Here is an 18,567-nt window from a genome sequence, read left to right on the forward strand (position 1 = left end):
ACGCGCATTGCACCGGATGCGCGCCTCAAGTGGCAACAAAACCTCGCATTTTCTCCGGATGCCGCGAAACTTTGCTAGGATTCGCAGGTTTTCCTCGAACTCCACGATCCCTTTCGACGCAAATTCGTTGCGCCGGGTCCCCAACGGATGGCATCAGACAAGGAACTCGCCGATTTCCTGGCGGGCGTCGAAAGACGCGCGTTCAAGCAGACCGTGTACACCGTTCGCGACGACGACGCGGCGCTCGACGTCGTGCAAGACGCGATGATCAAGCTGGCCGAAAAGTACGGCGATCGTCCGTCGTCCGAGCTTCCGCTTTTGTTCCAGCGTATCCTTCAGAACGCGACGCACGATTACTTCCGTCGCCAGAAGGTGCGCAACACCTGGGTCAGCCTCTTCTCGTCCTTCGGCAGCGCGGACGACGACGAATTCGACCCGCTCGAGACCTTCGAATCCGGAGACGGCGCGGTCGGCAGCGAAAGCAGCGAGAACAAACTGGAGCGCGAACAGGTACTGAATCTGATCGACGCGGAAATCCAGAAACTGCCCGCGCGTCAACGGGAAGCTTTTCTCATGCGTTACTGGGAAGACATGGATGTCGCTGAGACGGCCGCCGCGATGGGTTGCTCCGAGGGCAGCGTGAAGACGCACTGTTCACGCGCCACGCATGCCCTCGCACAAGCCCTGAAAGCCAAAGGGATCACGCTATGAGTTCCGCTCTTGAAACAAAGGAAAACGAGTTCGCGCTGAAGCTGGTGCGCGCGCTGGACGAAAACACGTCGAATATTCCGACCGCGGCTGTCGACCGGCTGGCAGCGGCGCGGCGCGCCGCGATCGCGCGCAAGAAGCCGGAGAAAGCGGCCGTCGCGGTGGCCGCGCCCGCCTTCACGCCGGCGCTCGCCGGTGCGGGCGGCACGCTCGCCACGGGCGGCTCCGGAGGCGATCACCGCGCGAAGCGCCTGCTCGCGCGGCTCGGCGGACTCGGGCTCGCCTGGCCGCTCGCGGCGCTCATCATCGGGCTCGCGGGCATCGCGTACTGGGAAGACCAGCAGCGCAAGGCGGAACTGGCCGACATCGACGCGGCCATGATGAGCGACAGCCTGCCGATCGACGCCTATCTCGATCACGGCTTCAACGCGTACCTGACGCGCAATCATTAAGCACTGAATACAGCGGGGGAATTTTCGGGTGAGTTACAAGCGCGGTCTCGCGATTGTCTTTGGTTGCGCGATTGCGGGTCTCGTCGCGTTCGCCGCGACCTATCCGCGCTTCTACTCCACCACGGCCGCCGCGCCCACCGTCGCGGCCGCGCCGAGCGGCGGCTCGGTCACGGCCGCCGATTCGAATCTCTCGCCGCTGTCCACGCTGTCTTCCGAAGGTCCGCTGTCCTGGAGTCATCTGACCGAAGCGCAGCACGTCGCGCTCGCACCGTTCGCGACCCAGTGGGATTCATTTTCCGACGAGCGCAAGCAGAAGTGGCTGAAGATCGCGTCGCGGTTCCATCGCATGTCGCCCGAAGCGCAGAAGCATCTGCATCAGCGCATGGAGGAATGGGTGCGGCTCACGCCCGACCAGCGCAAGGTCGCGCGCGAGAATTATCAGGTTTCCAAGGCGGTGCCGCTGGAGAAGCGCGAAAAGGCTTGGGACGCCTATCAAAAGCTGTCCGAAGAGCAGAAGAAGAAACTGGCCGCGAGCGAACGCGTGCGCCGTCCGACCATCGTTTCCGCGCCGCCCACGGGCAAGACCGAAGTGAAGGACATCAATCGCCTCGTCACGGCGCGCGAGCAAGGCCACGTCGCGGGCTCCGCGGAAAGCGGATCGGGCGCGGCCCCACCGGCTGCGCCAGTCTCCGGCGTGCCCGCGCAGCCGGCCATTCCGAACGCCGCGAGCATCGTTCCGGCCACGCCGATTCCGGTGTCGCCGCAGCAGGCGCCCTCGATGTACAACGGCTCGTGAGCGCGCGTTCGACGGCATGAGCGCCCCCGCCGCCATCACCGACACCGTCCCGCCGATGCGCGCGCCCGCCCTGCGCCGCCGCCTCGCGACGATGGTCTACGAAGGCGTCATCCTGTTCGGCGTCGTGTTCATCGCCGGCTATCTCTTCAGCACGCTCACGCAGCAGCGCAACGGCCTCACGCATCACGACTGGCTGATGTCATGGATCGGCCTCGTGCTCGCCGCCTACTTCGTGTACTTCTGGACCCACGGCGGCCAGACCCTGCCGATGAAAACCTGGCGCCTCAAGGTCGTCGACGCGCACGGCCAGCCCGTCAGGCCCGCTCGCGCGCTTGCCCGCCATGCGCTCGCGTGGCTGTGGTTCCTGCCGCCGCTCGCGCTGCATCCGCTGCTCTCGCTCGCCGTGCCGCAGACGCTCGCCGTGTTCGCGGTGTGGGTCGTGCTGTGGGCCGCCGCCGTGTGGCTCGATCCCGCGCGCCAGTTCCTCCATGACCGCCTCGCCGGCACGCGCATCGTCGCCGTTCAGCCCGCCACCAAGTAAGTAATAAGAACTTCTTGTGACTGTCACGGCTCGGTCACAGCCGCATGGCGCAATGCGCATACCGAAACTCGATGCGCGAGCCAATGGCCTTCAACTCGTCAGCCCACCCGGCAATCGACCCGCCCTTCGAACCGACTTCCCCTTTCCGCTTCGGCAATGGCGACCTGCGCGCCGGTCCCTTCGCGCTTCGGTCAGAATCCACCGAATCCTCCGATTCCGCCTCCGCGAGCACGCCGGATTGCGCCGATGCGCGTCTCGCCGCGCCGGTGCACGACGGCGTTTCAGGCGACTCCCCCGACGCGCCGCACCGCTATCGCACGATCTGGCTGTCCGACATCCACCTCGGCTCGGGCGGCTGCCAGGCGCAGTACCTGCTCGACTTCCTGCGTCATCACGAGTCGGAGTATCTGTACCTCGTGGGCGACATCATCGACGGCTGGCAGCTTCGCAAGGGCTGGTTCTGGCCGCAGGCGCACAACGACGTCGTGCAGAAGATCCTGCGCAAGGCGCGCAAGGGCACGCAGGTCGTCTACATCCCCGGCAACCACGACGAAGCCGCGCGCCAGTTCTGCGACCTCGCGTTCGGCGACATCCACGTGCGCGGCGAAGCGTTCCACACGACGCTCGCGGGCAAGCGACTGTGGATCGTGCACGGCGATCTCTTCGACGGCGTGATCCAGCACGCGAAATGGCTCGCCTATCTCGGCGACACCGCCTACACCGTCATCCTGCTGCTCAACCGCTGGTTCAACCGCGTGCGCACCAGGCTCGGCTTCAACTACTGGTCGCTGTCGCAGTACCTGAAGCATCAGGTGAAGAACGCCGTGAACTTCATCTCGCAGTTCGAGCGCGTGATGACCGACGAGGCGCGCCGCCGCGGCTGCGACGGCGTCGTATGCGGGCACATCCACAAGGCGGAGATCCGCGACATCGACGGCGTTCTCTACTGCAACGACGGCGACTGGGTGGAAAGCCTCTCCGCGCTCGTCGAGACCTATGACGGTGAACTGAAGGTCATCTACTGGACCGTAATGCGCTCGCCCGCGCAGCGCGCCACGCGAGCGCGCGCGACGGTCTGAACGTCGCGCCAGCCAATCGAAAAAGCCGCAACCACCGCGCAGCAACCACAACGCAGCAACCAAAACCTGGGCCGAATCCGATGAAAATCATGATCGTTACCGACGCATGGGAGCCGCAGGTCAACGGCGTCGTGCGCACGCTCACGCAAACGACGAAGGAGCTCAGCGCGCTCGGGCATCGCGTGGAACTGCTCACGCCGCTCGAATTCAAGACGATTCCCTGCCCGACCTATCCCGAGATCCGCCTCTCGCTGATGCCGGGGCGACGTGTCGGCGAGCGCATCAACGCCTTCGAGCCGGACGCGCTGCACATCGCGACCGAAGGGCCGCTCGGGCTCGCCGCTCGCGCCTATGCACTGCGTCACAAGCTGCCGTTCACGACGGCGTATCACACGCGTTTTCCCGAGTACGTGAAGGCGCGCTTCGGCATCCCGCTCGCGATGACGTATCGCTTCCTGCACTGGTTCCACCGGCACTCGCAGGCGGTGATGGCGCCGACGCCCGTCGTGAAGAGCGATCTCGAGCGCTACGGCTTCACCAACGTCGTGCTGTGGACGCGCGGCGTCGATCTCGACATCTTCCATCCGATGGAGTCGAAGGTGCTCAACACCGCGCGGCCGATCTTCCTGTATGTCGGACGCGTGGCGGTCGAGAAGAACGTCGAGGCGTTCCTCAAGCTCGATCTTCCCGGCTCGAAATGGGTCGCGGGCGAAGGTCCGGCGCTCGCCGAACTGAAGTCGCGTTATACGAACGTCAACTATCTCGGCGTGCTGTCGCAGCCCGAGCTGGCGAAGGTTTATGCGGCGGCCGACGTCTTCGTGTTCCCGAGCCGCACCGATACCTTCGGCCTCGTGCTGCTCGAGGCGATGGCCTGCGGCACGCCGGTCGCGGCGTATCCGGTGACCGGCCCGATCGACGTACTCGGCGAGAACGGCCCGGGCGCGCTCCACGACGACCTGCGCGAAGCCTGCCTGCAGGCGCTGAAGATCGAGCGCGCCGATGCGCGCGCGTGGGCCGAGCGCTTTTCGTGGCGCGCGGCGTCGGAGCAATTCGCTTCGCATCTGCGGCAGTTCGGACCGCGCGAGACGAGTTCGGACCGGGCGGCCGCATGACCCGACGCGGCGTGGCGCAGGAACGGGCCGAAGCGAACGCGCGCGCAGCGCCGGGCCGCCCGCGCGAGCGTGATCCTTTCGACGACGACATCGACGACGTCGACGACACGCCGGCCCAGTCGCGCGAGCCGTTGAGCCCCGACGATCTGCCCTTCAATCCGTACAAGGGCAATCGCGGCCTCACGCGCGCCTGGCATGCGATGAAGAACTCGCTCTACGGCTTTCGCGTCGCGATCCGCGAGGAAAGCGCGTTCCGCCAGGAACTGACGCTCGCCGCGATCCTTTTGCCGTGCAGCCTGTTCGTGCCCGTCGCGCCCGTTGAGCGCGCGGCGCTGATCGCCTCCGTCCTGCTCGTGCTGATCGTCGAGCTGCTCAATTCGAGCGTGGAAGCGGCCATCGACCGCATCTCGCTCGAACGCCACGAACTCTCGAAACGCGCGAAGGATCTCGGCAGCGCGGCCGTGATGGTGGCGCTCGCCGTCTGCGTGCTCACATGGGGTCTGATTCTCTGGCCGCTTGCATCCGCGTGGCTGGCGCGTATCTTATAAATAACCAGACCGCCGCGCGAGGCCGCGTCCGTGCAGCCGAACGACCAGTTTATAATCGTCCGACATTCTCAAAAATAGCAACGGAAGCGGCCGCGCGAACGCTCATCCCGAGCCGCCGCGGCCCGATGCCAAGGTCGGACGACATGGAAGCCAAACCACCCCGCCGCACCCGCGAACGGATACTCGAGCTGTCGCTGAAGTTGTTCAACGATATCGGCGAGCCGAACGTCACCACGACGACGATCGCCGAAGAGATGGAAATCAGTCCAGGCAACCTGTACTACCATTTCCGCAACAAAGACGACATCATCAACAGCATCTTCGCGCAGTTCGAGCAGCAGATTCAGAAGCGGCTGCGCTTTCCGGACGATCATCGACCGACGATCGACGAGATGTGGTCGTACCTGCAGTACATGGCGGACTTCCTCTGGACCTACCGCTTCCTCTATCGCGACCTGAACGACCTGCTCGCGCGCAACCGCACGCTCGAGACGCACTTCAAGCAGATCATCACGCACAAGGTGCATTTCGCGAGCCAGCTGTGCGAGGCGCTCGTAGCCGATCAGGAGATGGTCGCCACGCCCGAAGAGATCAAGGTGATCGCGACGAACATGGGCGTGATCGCCACGTACTGGCTCTCGTACCAGTACGTGATGAATCCGCGCAAGTACAACGATCAGGAAGCGATTCGCGCGGAGCTGCATCAGGCGAGCCTGCACATCATCTCGATCATGGCGCCGTACCTGCGCGGACGCTCGCGCCAGCTCTTCGACGACCTCGTCTCCGGTAAGCTGCCGAAGCGCGAATTCGCGGACTTCCTGCCGCCGCGCGACGATGTATCGAAGACCGAAACAAAGGATTCCCGGTAATGAAAGCAGTGTGTGTCTATTGCGGCTCCGCGACCGGAGCCCGCCCGATCTATGCCGAAGCGGCCAAGGCATTCGGCCGCGCCCTGGTGCAAAACGATCTCTCGCTCGTCTATGGCGGCGGCCGCGTCGGCCTGATGGGCCTCATCGCCGATGAAGTGCTCGCCGCGGGCGGACGCGCGATCGGCGTGATTCCCGAACTGCTGCTCGCGAAGGAAGTCGGCCACACCGATCTGACCGAGCTGCACGTCGTGCCCGACATGCACGAGCGCAAGAAGATGATGGCCGATCTGTCGGATGCCTTCGTCGCCATGCCCGGCGGCGTCGGCACGTTCGAGGAGTTCTTCGAGGTCTATACGTGGGCGCAGCTCGGCTATCACCAGAAGGCGGTCGGCCTGCTGGATGTGAACGGCTACTACGATCCGCTCATGGCGATGCTGCGTCACACCGTCGAAGAAGGCTTCATGCGCGCGCCGTATCTGGACATCATCCAGGTCGCGGCCAGGCCGGAAGAGATGATCGCGAAGCTCGCGGCCTATACCCCGCCGGCGCACGACAAGTGGTCCGAGAAACGCAACGTCGTCTGAGGAACCTAATCGATGTCCAAAGTCATCCTGATTACCGGCGCGAGCCGCGGCATCGGCCGCTCGGCTGCCGTGCTCGCGGGCAAGCGCGGCTGGTCCGTCGGCGTGAACTATGCGTCGAACGCGGGCGCCGCGGATGAAACCGTCGCGGCGGTACGGGCGGCGGGCGGCAAGGCGATCGCCATCAAGGGCGACGTCAGCGACGAAGCCGCGATCATCGCGATGTTCGACGCCACCGAAAAGGCCTTCGGCAAGCTCGACGGCGTGGTGAACAACGCGGGCATCGTCGCGCCCGGCTCGGCGCTCGCGGACATGGACATCACCCGCATGAAGCGCATCTTCGACATCAACGTGCTCGGCGCGTATCTCTGCGCGCGCGAGGCGGCGCGGCGCATGTCGGTCTCGCGGGGCGGCAAGGGCGGCTCGCTCGTGAACGTCTCGTCGGCGGCGGCGCGCCTGGGCGGACCGAACGAATACGTCGACTATGCCGGCTCCAAGGGCGCGATCGATACGCTCACGCTCGGGCTGTCGAAAGAATTGGGCCGCGAAGGCGTGCGCGTGAATGCCATTCGCCCGGGTCTGATCGAAACCGAGATCCACGCGAGCGGCGGCAAGCCCGATCGCGCTCAGGTGCTCGGCGTGCAGACGCCGCTCGGACGTCCCGGCACAGCGGACGAAGTCGGCGAATCGATCGTGTGGCTGCTGTCGGATGAGTCGTCGTATGTGACGGGCGCGATTCTGGACGTGACGGGCGGAAGGTAACGCCCGGGCCGGCGGGCTGGATTCAGAACCCGCCGTGCTTCGCCAGCCAGGCTTCTTCCTCGGGCCGCATGTCGCGCCCGAGAATGCGATTGCGATGCGGAAAGCGCCCGAAGCGCTCGATGACTTCCGCGTGCTCCACCGCCGATTCGTAAAAGGACGTGACGCCGGTTTCGTCGGTCAGTTTCGCGAAGAGCCGCAGTGCCTCGCGCTGGCTTTCCATCGACTCGTCGTGCTCGAAGGGCATGTAGGCGAACGCGCGGTGATAGGCGCTCGGCAGGCGCCGATCGTCGCCCCGATCGACCAGTGTTCGCGCCAGCGCGAGCGCGCGGTCGTCACCCGCGAATGCGCGCGGCGTGTTCCGAAAGCAATTGCGCGAGAACTGATCGAGCAGCACGATCAGCGCGAGCATCGACAGCGGCGTGCGTTCCCACGCCTGCAGGCCGCCCTCGTGCGCGGCTTCGAGCAACGCGCCGAAGCGTTCGCTCAGCAGCGAATCGAAGGCGGGTTTCTTCTTCCACCAGAGCTTGCGATCGGTCCCGAACTCGGGTGAATCCGGCGCGCCGAACCAGAGATCGAGGATTTCCTGCGCGCGAGGATCGATAGCGGCGGACATGCTCAGGCCAGCTCCAGCACCAGCCGCCGCGTGCGCGCACTCTTCTTCTCCAGCCTGGCAATGCGCAGGCCGCCAATTTCGTCCGTGTTGCGCACGTGCGTGCCGCCGCACGGCTGCAAGTCCACGTTCTCGATGCGCAGCAGGCGCACGCGGCCGAGGCCCATCGGCGGCTTCACGCTCATCGTGCGCACGAGCTCGGGGCGCGCGGCCATTTCGTCGTCGGTGATCCACTCGGTGCTCACCGCATGCGATCCGCCGATCAGCTGGTTAAGCTTCGCCTCCACCGTGTAGCGCTCGATGGGCTCGACCGTCGCCAGATCGAGACGCGCGTATTCGCTCGTGATGCTGCAGCCGTCGACCGCAAACGGCAGCACCGCGCAGATCAGATGGCTCGCCGTATGCAGCCGCATATGGCGATAGCGCCGCTCCCAGTCGATCTGCGCGCCCACCTTGTCGCCGACTTTCAGCTTCGCAAGCGCTTCATCCTGGCCGGGCGCGGGAGCATGCACCGCGTCGTCGGGCGTCGCGCCTTCGAATTTGGCCTTGCGCGTATCGGCGATCGCGAGGACCGTGCCGTCCGCGAGCGCAAGCCGGCCCGCGTCGCCCGCCTGGCCGCCGCCCAGCGGATAGAACACGGTCTGATCGAGATGAATGCCCTGCTCGTCGATGGCGGTGACGGTCGCCTCGCAATGCGTCAGATAGGCGTCCTCGCGAAAGAGTGCGCGTGTGCTCATGATCTTGCTTCCTTGCTGTATTCGGGGATCGGCGCCCCACGAGCGCCTTCGAGCGGACATGATGCAGCAGACGCGCACCCGCCGACCCGATACAAAACGAAGCGAATCAACCGGGACGGTTGCGCATCCAGTCGGCGGTATCGAAGAAGGAATTCAGAAGACGCTCGCGCAACGCCTCATCCACGCCGATGTCCTGCATCGCCCAGGCCATGCAGCGCAGCCACTGGTCGCGCTCGCCCGAGGCGATCGCGAACGGCAGATGCCGCGCCCGCAGACGCGGATGCCCGAAGCGGCTGATGTAATGATCCGGTCCGCCCATCCAGCCGCACAGGAACCAGAACGTCTTGTCGCGCGAATTGTCGAGCGTCGGCGGATGCAGCGCCCGGATGCCGGCGAACTCGGGTTCGAGATCCATCAGATCGTAGAAACGATCGACGAGCGCGCGCACGCGCTCCTCGCCGCCGATCAGCTCGAAGGCGGTCGGCTTCTGCACTTCATCGTCGCGGGATTGGGAATTGACTTCGGTCATCGGTTGAAAGCGACAGAAAAACTACGCATCGCGCAGGGATTGCAATGCCGGACGCGCCAGCACGCGCCGCAGGCTCAGCCAGCCGCCGAGCGCGGCGCACGCGACGCCCGCCACGATGCCCGTGGGCACGAGCCACGGATTGAAATCGATGTGAAACTCGAACACGCGAGCGGCGAGCACGTAGCCGATGCCCTGCGCGCCGAGCGCCGCCATCAGGCCGGACAGCGCGCCCACGGCGACGAACTCCGCCACCTGCACCGAGCGCACCTGCTGGTGCGACGCGCCGAGCGCGCGCAGCAGCGCGGATTCGCGCATGCGCTCGTCGCGCGTGCCGGCGAGCGCGGCGTACAGCACGAGCACGCCCGCCGCGAGCGTGAAGAGAAAGAGGAACTGCACCGCGCCGATCACCTGCGCGAGCGTGCGATGGATCTGCGCGAGGATCGGCGTGACATCGATGGCCGTCACGTTCGGATAGCGCGCCACCAGGCCGTCGATCACGCGCTGTCCGCTCTCGGGCAGATGGAAGCTCGTGATGAAAGTGGCCGGAAGGTCGGCGAGCGCCTCGGGCGGCATCAGCACGAAGAAGTTGACCTTGAACGAGTTCCAGTCGACCTTGCGCACGCTCGTGACCGGCGCTTCGACCGGCAGCCCGGCGACGTCGAAACGCAGCATGTCGCCCAGCTTCACGTGAATGGTCTTCGCGATGCCCTCTTCGATCGACACCTGCGGCTTCGCGTCCGTGCCAAACCAGCCGCCCTGCGTCACGCGGTTGTCGTCCGGCAATTCGGTCGTATAGGACAGGTTGAATTCGCGGTCGACGAGCCGTTTCGCATCGGGCTTGTCGTAGTTGTCGGGATTCACCGGCTTGCCGTCGATGGCCACGAGCCGCGCGCGCACCATCGGCGAAAGCGCGGCGTCGGGCTGGCCGTGCGTGTGCAGATAGTCGAGCACTCCCTGCCGCTGGTCCGGCTGGATGTCGATGAGGAACTGGTTCGGCGCGTCGGGCGGCGTCGCGTCGCGCCAGCCCTTGATGAGATCGTTGCGCGTCATGCCGATGAGCAGAAGGCACATCAGGCCGATGCCGAGCGCGGTGATCTGCAGCGCGCTCGAGCCGCTGCGCCGCTCGAGCGACGCCAGCGCGTAGCGCCAGCCGACGCCCGCGCGGCTCCTCTCGCGGCGCACGAAGCGCGCCGCCGCCCAGAGCGCCGCGCGCGCGATTACGCCGAACACCAGGAGGCCCGCCGCGAAACCGCCGGCGACGATGCCGCCCAGCTTCAATTCTCCCGCCGCGAGAATCAGCAGCGCCGCGAACAGGACCACGCCGACGCCGTACGCCGCATGCGCGACGCGCTGCGCGTCGCCGAGCTCGCGGCGGATCACGTGCACCGGCGGCACCCGCGTGATCGGCAGAAGCGGCGGCAGCGCGAAGCCGAGCAACAGCACGAGGCCCATCGCGATGCCTTGCAGCGCCGGCCAGATGCCCGGCTGCGGCAATTCGACATCGACGAGCGAGCCGAGCCAGTTCAGGAGCACGAGATGGCCGCCGAAGCCGAGCACGACGCCCGCCACGCTGCCGGTCAGGCCGATCGCGAGGAATTCGTTCAGAAAGAGCGCGCGCAGCGTGCGCTGGCTCACGCCGAGGCAGCGCATCGCGGCGCAGCCGTCCAGATGCCGCCGCGCGAAACGGTGCGCGGCCATCGCGATCGCGACCGCCGCGAGCAGCGCGGTCAGCAGCGACACGAGCGTGAGGAAATGGCTCGCGCGGTCGATCGTCTGCCGCACTTGCGGCTGGCCGTCGGAGAGCGACTCCAGCGCGACGCCGCGCAGCTTGCCGCCATCGACGTTCTCGCGGGCGAACTTCGCGAACTGCGCCACCTGGTCGTCGGGGCCCGCGACGAGCAATCGGTACGTCACGCGGCTGCCGTAGCCGATCAGGCCCGTGCCCGCGATCTCGTCGGCGCGCATCATGAGGCGCGGCGAGAAGTTCACGAACGAGAAGCCGCGGTCGAGCTCGCGCGTGATGACGCCCGCGACCGTGAACGTGCGCGTGCCGACCTTGACCGTGCCGCCGACCTTCGTCTTGAGCGCGTCGAGCAAGGCGGGATCGACCCACACCGTGCCGGGCGCGGGAATGCCGTGCGCGGGTGCATCGGCGGCGTCGGGTCCGGGCGCGATGCGCAGCGCGCCGCGCAACGGATAGCCGGGCGTCACGCCTTTGATCGCCGCGAGCCGCGAGGCCGGCTGGGCGGACGTCGAGCTGATCATGCTGGGGAATATCGTGGTGCCCGCCGTCTCGAGGCCGAGCGACTTCGCCTCGGTCGCGAACATCGGATCGACGGGATGATCGGCGCGCACGACGAAGTCGGCGGCGATCATCTGGCGGCCGTCGCGCGCGAGCCCCTGGCGCATGCGATCAGCGAGGAAGCCGACGCTCGACAGTGCGGCCACGGCCAGCACGAGCGCGAGCAGGAGCATCGTGAGTTCGCCCGCGCGCCAGTCGCGCGCGGTCATGCGCCATGCCTGGCGCACCGTTTGCATGAGATCGAGCCGAACCGTGCCGTGGGTCGGGCCGGCCTTGTACGTCGCGCTACGCGGGGATGGATCGTCCTTGGCTGCCGTGCTCAATCGTGCTTGCTCCGCAGCCGGTTCATGCGCGTGTAGGTGCCAGGCAACATGTGCTTGGCCATGCGCGACACGCCGCCGTGCACGCCGCGCGCGAGCCGCGGCAGCGCCCAGCCCGCGAGCACGAGAAACACCAGCACGAGCACGAGGAACAGGAGCGGCACGAACAGCGCGAGCGTGATGCCCGCCAGCACGCCGACGTCCTCGGTCGCCGACGCGGCCCAGTTCGACACCGGCTCCGGCGAGAGATTGATGAGCGCGCGCGTGCCCGCCTTCGCGAAATGCGACGCGCCGGCGAGCGTGCCGCCCGCGAGCGCCGCGATGGTCAGCATGGCGGGATCGGCGTGGCCGAGCGATCCGGCCGCGAGCACGGCGCCCGCCGGAATGCGGATGAACGTGTGCACGGCGTCCCACAGGGAATCGACGGCGGGAATCTTGTCGGCGAGAAATTCGACGATGGTGAGCACCGCCGCGACGCCGATGACCCAGGGCGAGCCGAGTATGGCAAGCGAATCCGGCAGGTGGACGAGCCCCATGCGCTGGAACATGCCGGCGATGAAGACAGTGAGGTACAGGCGCAGCCCGCTCGCCCATGAAAGGCCCGCTGCGAGCGAAAGTGACTCAAGCATTGCCGCCTCCTTGATGCGCCAGCCGCCGGCATGCGCCGCTATCGGGCGATTTGGCCGGCATAAAAGAGCGGTCTTTCCGGAAGATATCGAAAAAAGCCGCCTATATCCACGAAGATACCTCGAATAGCCTCGGGACGTAGGAATCGGACGAAAACCGGTTGACCTCAGACCATTATATCCACGCAAACACGCGCGGTGCAGCAACGGTCCGGGCGATTGCCGTTCCCGGTGCGCCAGCGCAACGGAAGCGCTTTCAGTGCCCCGACGAGAGCTTGAGCCCGACGAGGCCCGCGACGATCAGCACCGCGCTCAGGACGCGCGCCGCCGACAACGCCTCGCCCATGAACATGATGCCGAACACGAAGGCACCGACCGCGCCGATGCCCGTCCAGACGGCGTAAGCCGTGCCGAGCGGCAGCTGGCGCATGGCCATCGCGAGCAGCACGAAGCTGCCAGTTGCCGTGACGAGGGTAAAGACGGAGGGCCAGAGGCGCGTAAAGCCTTCGGACGACTTGAGACCGGCGGCCCATGCCACTTCGAGCAGACCGGCGATGAAGAGAAGAAACCAGGACATCGAGCGACTCCCTTGAAAAAATGGGGCCGTCCCCGATGAAACGATGCGCATGCGGTCGTCCGCATGGCCTTGAGCCGAAAGCCGAAATTGTACCAAATTGGTGCATCCGCGGCGCGGCGTGCGCGACGCCTGGTCGCGCGGCGCGTGGCCGCTGTCATCAAAAGCGTGTATTAATGCGGAAAGCGCCCGCGCGAGGCGCACCCTTCGACATGTCCGGTTCAAGAAGCCAGAACAAAGGAGCGTTCATGGATGTCGATTCGGTCCTGCTCTCCCGCTTCCAGTTCGCGTGGGTCGTCGCGTTCCACATTCTGCTGCCGGCCTTCACGGTCGGCCTGTCGTGCTTCATCGCCACGCTCGAATTCAACTGGTGGGTCACGAAGCGCGACGTCTATCGGCGCCTCTCCGCGTTCTGGCTGAAGATCTTCGCGGTCTCGTTCGGCATGGGCGTGGTGTCGGGCATCGTGATGCCGTTTCAGTTCGGCACCAACTGGAGCCGCTTCTCCGATGCGACCGCCAACGTCGTCGGCCCGCTGATGGGCTACGAAGTGCTGACCGCGTTCTTCCTCGAATCGGCGTTCCTCGGCGTGCTGCTCTTCGGGCGCAAGCTCGTGCCGCAGTGGGCGCACGTGATGTCGGCGATCTTCGTCGCGGCGGGGACGGTGATCTCGTCGTTCTGGATTCTCGCGGTCAACAGCTGGATGCAGACGCCGCAAGGGCATCGCATGCTGCCCGACGGCCGCTTCGAGGTGGTGAGCTTCTTCGACGTGATCTTCACGCCTTCGTTTCCGTACCGGCTCGGCCACACCGTGAGCGCGTTTCTCGTGACCACGGGCTTCGTGATTCTCGGCGTCGGGGCGATGTATCTGCTGCAGCGGCGCGCGCTGGAAGAAAGCCGCGTGATGGTGAAGATGTCGCTGATCTTTCTCATCATCATGGTGCCGATCCAGATGGTGCTCGGCGACTCGCACGGTCTCAACACGCTGAAGCACCAGCCGGCCAAGCTCGCCGCGATGGAAGGCCTGTGGGAATCCGGCACGCGCATTCCGGCCAATATCTTCTCGATTCCCGATCAGGAAGAGGAACGCAACCACTTCGAGATCTCGATTCCGGTGCTCGGCAGCCTTTATCTCACGCACGATCCGAACGGCTTCGTGCGCGGCCTCAAGGACTTTCCGCGCGAGGACCGGCCGCCCGTCGCCGTCGTGTTCTTCGCGTTTCACATCATGGTCGGGGTGGCGCTCCTGATGTTCGTGCTGGTGCTGTGGGGCATCGTGATCTTCGCGCGCGGCAAGGTCGAGACGAGCACGCGCTGGCTGCGCTGCGCCACCTGGGCGATGCCGCTCGGCTTCATCGCCGTGATCGCCGGCTGGACGACCACCGAAGCGGGCCGCCAGCCGTGGACCGTGTACGGCATCCTGCGCACGAAAGATTCGGTGACGCCATCGCTCACCGCATCGGACGTCGGCCTGTCGTGGCTGCTCTACGTGCTCGCGTACTGCGTGATCTTCGGCGCGGGATTTTTCCTGCTGCGGCGGCTGGTGCGCGTCGGGCCGGCCGAGGCGGCGCATGCGCACGAAAAGGACGAACTCGATGCGAAGACGCGCGCGGCGCGCCCGCTCTCGGCGGTATCGGCGGTATCGGCGGGCGCGGACGGCGCATCGCGGCCGGTGAGCGATGACGATATCGTGCCGCCGGGACGCGGACGCAGGTAGACGCGCCTCGAGCCGAACAGGGACGAACGAAACCGGAGAACGCGATGCTCGATCTCGTGCCGTTGTGGGCTGCCATTCTCGCGCTGGCGGTGTTCATGTACGTGCTGCTCGACGGCTTCGATCTGGGCGTCGGCATGATGTTCCTGCTGCGCCGCGACGCCGAATCGCGCAACCTGATGATCAACTCCGTCGCACCCGTCTGGGACTTCAACGAGACCTGGCTGATCCTCGGCGGCGGCGGACTCTTCGCGGTGTTTCCGCTCGCGTTCGCGATCATCGTGCCGGCCGTCTATTTCCCGATTCTCTTCATGCTGCTCGGGCTGATCTTTCGCGGCGTCGCGTTCGAGTTCCGCGAGGTGATCGGCGCGCGCAAGTGGCTCTGGGATACCGCATTCGGCTGCGGTTCGCTCGTGGCGACGTTTGCGCAGGGCGTCGTGCTCGGCATGTTCATCCAGGGCTTTCCGATCGAAGGCCGCGTCTATGCGGGCACGAGCTGGAACTGGGTCGCGCCGTTTCCCCTGCTGGTCGGCGTGGGGCTGATCTTCGGCTATGCGCTGCAAGGCACGACCTGGCTCGTGCTCAAGACCGAGGGCGAACTGCAGGAATGGGGGCGCCAGATGGCGCGTTACGCCCTGCTCGGCGTGATCGCATTCATCCTGCTCATCAGCCTGTGGACGCCGCTCAAGGACGCGCGCATCGCGGCGCGCTGGTTCGGCTTCCCGCAGAGCTTCGTGTTCGCGCCGGTGCCGGTGCTCACCGTGCTGCTCGCGTGGACGCTCTGGTCGAGCCTCGCGAAAGGCCGCGAGGTCGTGCCGTTTCTATGCTCCATCGGACTCTTCTTTCTCGCGTTCACGGGGCTCGTCATCAGCCTGTGGCCGTTCATCGCGCCGCCGTCGGTCACGCTGTGGGATGCGTCCGCCGCGCCGCTGTCGCATCAGTTTCTGCTGATCGGCACGATGTTCCTTCTGCCCGTGCTGGTGATCTACGTGATCTGGTCGTACTGGGTGTTTCGCGGCAAGGTGCGCGGCGATATGGGCTATCACGCCGAATAGCGTCAGAGCCTTTGCCGGGTCGCGAGCGACAGGATGCGCGCCCACTTGCGCGCCTCGCCGCGATCGCGCATCGGCAGCTTCCATTCGCCGTGCTTCGCGTCCTGCACGTCGAGCACGACCTGCCACGCGCCGTTCGCGCTTCCCGGCTCCTGCATGCGCGCACCGCGCAAGTCCGCGAAGATGTAGCTGCCGCGCTCGTCGCCGACGCGCACGTCGCACAGGCGCTTGGCCGCCGCGATCCGCACGCCGCCCCAGTCGGTCTCGAGCTCGTGCGTCCAGTCGCCGTGCTCTCCCTTGCGCAGATTCGGCGCGATCTCGCGCCGGCTCGCGATCCAGCGCATGATGCCTGCCACGATGGCGAGCGCCACCATCACCGCGACGCCCACGGCCACGCCCAGGCCGAAATGCGCGTGCAGCGCGTTGAACGACCACACGGCGCCGTAGATCAGCAGCGCCAGGACGACGAATGCGACGACGATGGGCATGGCGAACTCAACCGGTCGAAACGGCGCGCATCACTGCGCCTTGTGCTTCGTGTTCCAGTCGCGCAGCGCCTGCAGCGTGTTCGCGACGTGCTGGTCGGGCGAGAGGCTCGTGTACTCGTAGATGACCTTGCCGTCCGGCGCGATCACGTAGGACACGCGATTGGCCATCGAGCTTTTCATCGGCATGGAAGCGTCGTAGGAGCGGATGATCTTCGAGTTCGCGTCCGCCGCGACCGGGAACTTGCTGCGGCACTCGCTCACCGAGAAGCGCTTCAGCGTGTCGATATTGTCGTGCGACACGCCGATGACCGTCGCGCCCTCCGCCTTGTACTGATCGACCGCCTCGGCGAACGCGTGCGCCTCGATCGTGCAGCCCTTCGTGAACGCCGCCGGATAGAAATACAGGACGACCGGGCCTTTCTTCAGCGCATCGGCGAGCGAGTACTCGTACACGTTGCCGCCGAGCGATGCCTGCGCGGTGAAGTCCGGCGCGGGATCGCCGGGCTTGAGCGTCGCGCCTGCCGTAAGCGGCCAGGCCGCGACCGCGCAACCGATCGCGGCCGTTATCGCCACGGCGAAACCCGCCATAAGCCTGGAAAACTTGCTCTTCATGCGCGCTCCTTGCGATGACATGGTTCATGTGAAGCCGGCGTTCATCCGCCTCGCGGGATGAACGCCGGCTTCGCTCCGGATTCTTCTCAGGCGTCGTCCGCGCGCTGGTCCATGCGATGTTGGGCGAACCAGGCCGCGGCCTCGACCTGCAGCTCCGCCAGCACGGCGGGCGTGAGCACGCCGAGCACCGGTTGCGCGCGCCCGCTCGCGTCGATGGCGGGCGCGTCGCCGCGCTCCGCCGCCCGCGCGATGCCGAGCAGCGCGCCGAGCGGACCCTCGCCGGTAAGAATCGCCGCGCGGATTTCCGCCGCCAGATGGAGCTTATCGAGAATTTCCGCCGGCTGCATGTCGAGCACGACATGCACGAGCGAGAAGATGCCGGTCATGAACGCGGCATCGGAGAAGGCTTCGTCCTCGGGACGCAGCATGCCGGCCGCGAGCTCCAGGAAGCGCGCGCGGGTGCCGACGAGCTGCAGGAGCGGGTCCGAGCGCCACGGCAGGCCGCTGCCTTCCGCATAGAGCAGAAGCTGGGCCCAGCGCATCAGCTGGCGCGTGCCGGCGGCCGCGATGGCCTCGCGCAACGAAGACACCCGCCGCCCGCGCGTCTGCGCGCTCGAATTGGCGAGGCGCATCAGCTGCACGACGATGTCCGGATTGCGTTTGAGCTCCGCCTCCAGCTCGCGCATGCCCCGCTCGCCGGCGAGCACGGCCATGAGGCGCAGCAGCGAGCCCCGCGCGGGGCTGGCGCGGCGCGCGGACAGCACTTGCGGCCGCGCGAAGAAATAGCCCTGGAAAAAATCGAAGCCGAGGTCTTTCGCCTGCGCAAAATCGTCGTGCGTCTCGACCTTCTCCGCCACGAGGAGCTTGCCGCTCCGCTTCAGCGCCGCCGCCAGCTCCGGCAGATGGGCGTGATCCGCCGCGAGGAAATCGACCTTGACGATATCGACCGAGGGGAGCGCGGCGAGCAGCGGATCGTCGAGGCGAACCACGTCGTCCAGTGCCAGGCGAAAGCCCGCGTCGCGCAACTGCGCACAGCGCTTGAAGAGCGCGTCGTCGAAGGTGATGCTCTCCAGCAGCTCCAGCACGAAGCGCTCCGGCTGCATGATGTGGACGATGTCGTCGAAGAGCAGCTCGCGGCTCATGTTCACGTAGCCCGGGTGCGGCCCGAGCACGGCGGCCACGCCGATCTCCCCCACCGTGCGCGCGACGACGTGCGCGGTCGCCTGCACGTCGTCGTGGACGCGGGCGCGGTTGTCGGGACTGTCGCGAAACAGCAGTTCGTAGGCGACCAGCGCGCCCTCGCCGTCGAGGATCGGCTGGCGCCCGACGTAGACGCTCTGTCCGCGCTTGGCGGGCGTCGCGCGCTTCAGGGAAGAATCGGGCATGACGGGAACCGATCGGAGGCGCGCCGGGACGCGAACGCGGCCGCCGGCGCTGCCGGGCCTGGCATGAAGGCCGGTTCGAGGACCCCGGCGGCGGCGCGGGCCGGCAACGTATTGGAATCGATCATGGAACGAACGAGTCGGACGAATTCTGAGAGTCAACAGCGCGGCGCCC

At 66.5% G+C, this 18,567-nt stretch carries 21 protein-coding genes; 12 read left to right on the top strand and 9 right to left on the bottom strand.

Translation table 11 applies throughout. The features are described 5' to 3' along the window. The first annotated feature begins 147 nt into the window (after positions 1 to 147). The 10 genes from AWB83_RS01040 (at position 148) to AWB83_RS01085 (ending at position 7,448) form a co-directional block, all read left to right on the top strand. Positions 148 to 711 carry an RNA polymerase sigma factor gene (locus AWB83_RS01040; RefSeq protein WP_087042391.1) on the top strand — a complete coding sequence of 188 codons (564 nt, stop codon included), beginning with the start codon at positions 148 to 150 and terminating at the stop codon, positions 709 to 711. After that, positions 708 to 1,160 (top strand): DUF3619 family protein, encoded by a 453-nt coding sequence (locus AWB83_RS01045; RefSeq protein WP_087042392.1) that lies wholly within the window; start codon positions 708 to 710, stop codon positions 1,158 to 1,160. Before AWB83_RS01040 ends, AWB83_RS01045 begins: the two co-directional genes overlap by 4 nt. 28 nt (positions 1,161 to 1,188) lie before the next feature. Further along, complete coding sequence (locus AWB83_RS01050) at positions 1,189 to 1,956, top strand: DUF3106 domain-containing protein (RefSeq protein ID WP_087042393.1); 768 nt, start codon at positions 1,189 to 1,191, stop codon at positions 1,954 to 1,956. 16 nt (positions 1,957 to 1,972) lie between these two features. After that, positions 1,973 to 2,497: an RDD family protein gene (locus tag AWB83_RS01055; RefSeq protein ID WP_087042394.1), complete on the top strand. Its 525-nt coding sequence runs from the start codon at positions 1,973 to 1,975 to the stop codon at positions 2,495 to 2,497. A gap of 113 nt (positions 2,498 to 2,610) precedes the next feature. After that, positions 2,611 to 3,576 (top strand): UDP-2,3-diacylglucosamine diphosphatase, encoded by a 966-nt coding sequence (locus AWB83_RS01060; protein ID WP_374729039.1) that lies wholly within the window; start codon positions 2,611 to 2,613, stop codon positions 3,574 to 3,576. 80 nt (positions 3,577 to 3,656) lie between these two features. Continuing rightward, the gene (locus tag AWB83_RS01065) at positions 3,657 to 4,688 is read left to right on the top strand and encodes a glycosyltransferase family 4 protein (RefSeq protein WP_087042395.1); all 1,032 of its coding nucleotides are present in this window, start codon (positions 3,657 to 3,659) and stop codon (positions 4,686 to 4,688) included. Then, positions 4,685 to 5,236, top strand: coding sequence for a diacylglycerol kinase (locus AWB83_RS01070; RefSeq protein WP_087042396.1), 552 nt, complete (start codon positions 4,685 to 4,687; stop codon positions 5,234 to 5,236). Before AWB83_RS01065 ends, AWB83_RS01070 begins: the two co-directional genes overlap by 4 nt. 143 nt (positions 5,237 to 5,379) lie before the next feature. Further along, complete coding sequence (locus AWB83_RS01075; RefSeq protein WP_087042397.1) at positions 5,380 to 6,105, top strand: TetR/AcrR family transcriptional regulator; 726 nt, start codon at positions 5,380 to 5,382, stop codon at positions 6,103 to 6,105. After that, on the top strand, positions 6,105 to 6,689 hold the full coding sequence (locus AWB83_RS01080) for an LOG family protein (RefSeq protein WP_087042398.1): 585 nt from the start codon (positions 6,105 to 6,107) through the stop codon (positions 6,687 to 6,689). The genes AWB83_RS01075 and AWB83_RS01080 overlap by 1 nt, the downstream gene beginning before the upstream one ends. Before the next feature lie 12 nt (positions 6,690 to 6,701). After that, complete coding sequence (locus AWB83_RS01085) at positions 6,702 to 7,448, top strand: SDR family oxidoreductase (protein WP_087042399.1); 747 nt, start codon at positions 6,702 to 6,704, stop codon at positions 7,446 to 7,448. Positions 7,449 to 7,470: 22 nt separating this feature from the next. On the opposite strand, the gene AWB83_RS01090 is transcribed toward AWB83_RS01085, so the two are convergent. The 6 genes from AWB83_RS01090 to sugE form a co-directional block, all read right to left on the bottom strand. Beyond that, positions 7,471 to 8,061 carry a DUF924 family protein gene (locus AWB83_RS01090; protein ID WP_087042400.1) on the bottom strand — a complete coding sequence of 197 codons (591 nt, stop codon included), beginning with the start codon at positions 8,059 to 8,061 and terminating at the stop codon, positions 7,471 to 7,473. Between the two features lie 2 nt (positions 8,062 to 8,063). After that, positions 8,064 to 8,795, bottom strand: a complete 732-nt coding sequence (locus AWB83_RS01095; RefSeq protein WP_087042401.1) for an alanyl-tRNA editing protein — start codon at positions 8,793 to 8,795, stop codon at positions 8,064 to 8,066. 106 nt (positions 8,796 to 8,901) lie between these two features. Further along, positions 8,902 to 9,324 (bottom strand): group II truncated hemoglobin, encoded by a 423-nt coding sequence (locus AWB83_RS01100; RefSeq protein WP_087042402.1) that lies wholly within the window; start codon positions 9,322 to 9,324, stop codon positions 8,902 to 8,904. A 21-nt stretch (positions 9,325 to 9,345) separates the two neighbouring features. Next, a complete protein-coding gene (locus tag AWB83_RS01105) occupies positions 9,346 to 11,862 on the bottom strand; it encodes an ABC transporter permease (RefSeq protein ID WP_374729040.1) in 2,517 nt (838 codons plus the stop codon). 83 nt (positions 11,863 to 11,945) lie between these two features. After that, positions 11,946 to 12,575, bottom strand: a complete 630-nt coding sequence (locus tag AWB83_RS01110; protein WP_087042404.1) for a DUF4126 domain-containing protein — start codon at positions 12,573 to 12,575, stop codon at positions 11,946 to 11,948. Positions 12,576 to 12,828: 253 nt separating this feature from the next. After that, positions 12,829 to 13,149 carry a quaternary ammonium compound efflux SMR transporter SugE gene (sugE, locus tag AWB83_RS01115; protein WP_087042405.1) on the bottom strand — a complete coding sequence of 107 codons (321 nt, stop codon included), beginning with the start codon at positions 13,147 to 13,149 and terminating at the stop codon, positions 12,829 to 12,831. A 245-nt stretch (positions 13,150 to 13,394) separates the two neighbouring features. Here sugE and AWB83_RS01120 point away from each other — a divergent pair, with 245 nt between their 5' ends. Then, a complete protein-coding gene (locus tag AWB83_RS01120; RefSeq protein WP_087042406.1) occupies positions 13,395 to 14,861 on the top strand; it encodes a cytochrome ubiquinol oxidase subunit I in 1,467 nt (488 codons plus the stop codon). A 44-nt stretch (positions 14,862 to 14,905) separates the two neighbouring features. Further along, complete coding sequence (gene cydB, locus AWB83_RS01125; RefSeq protein ID WP_087042407.1) at positions 14,906 to 15,913, top strand: cytochrome d ubiquinol oxidase subunit II; 1,008 nt, start codon at positions 14,906 to 14,908, stop codon at positions 15,911 to 15,913. A gap of 2 nt (positions 15,914 to 15,915) precedes the next feature. Here the strand turns inward: cydB and AWB83_RS01130 are convergent, their stop codons facing one another. The 3 genes from AWB83_RS01130 to AWB83_RS01140 form a co-directional block, all read right to left on the bottom strand. Next, a complete protein-coding gene (locus tag AWB83_RS01130) occupies positions 15,916 to 16,398 on the bottom strand; it encodes a hypothetical protein (protein ID WP_087042408.1) in 483 nt (160 codons plus the stop codon). 30 nt (positions 16,399 to 16,428) lie between these two features. Continuing rightward, positions 16,429 to 16,986, bottom strand: coding sequence for a peroxiredoxin (locus AWB83_RS01135; RefSeq protein WP_087042409.1), 558 nt, complete (start codon positions 16,984 to 16,986; stop codon positions 16,429 to 16,431). Between the two features lie 110 nt (positions 16,987 to 17,096). After that, positions 17,097 to 18,395: an EAL and HDOD domain-containing protein gene (locus tag AWB83_RS01140; RefSeq protein WP_087042410.1), complete on the bottom strand. Its 1,299-nt coding sequence runs from the start codon at positions 18,393 to 18,395 to the stop codon at positions 17,097 to 17,099. Positions 18,396 to 18,567 lie beyond the last annotated feature (172 nt).

It is taken from the genome of Caballeronia ptereochthonis (assembly GCF_001545075.1).
GTDB lineage: Bacteria > Pseudomonadota > Gammaproteobacteria > Burkholderiales > Burkholderiaceae > Caballeronia > Caballeronia ptereochthonis.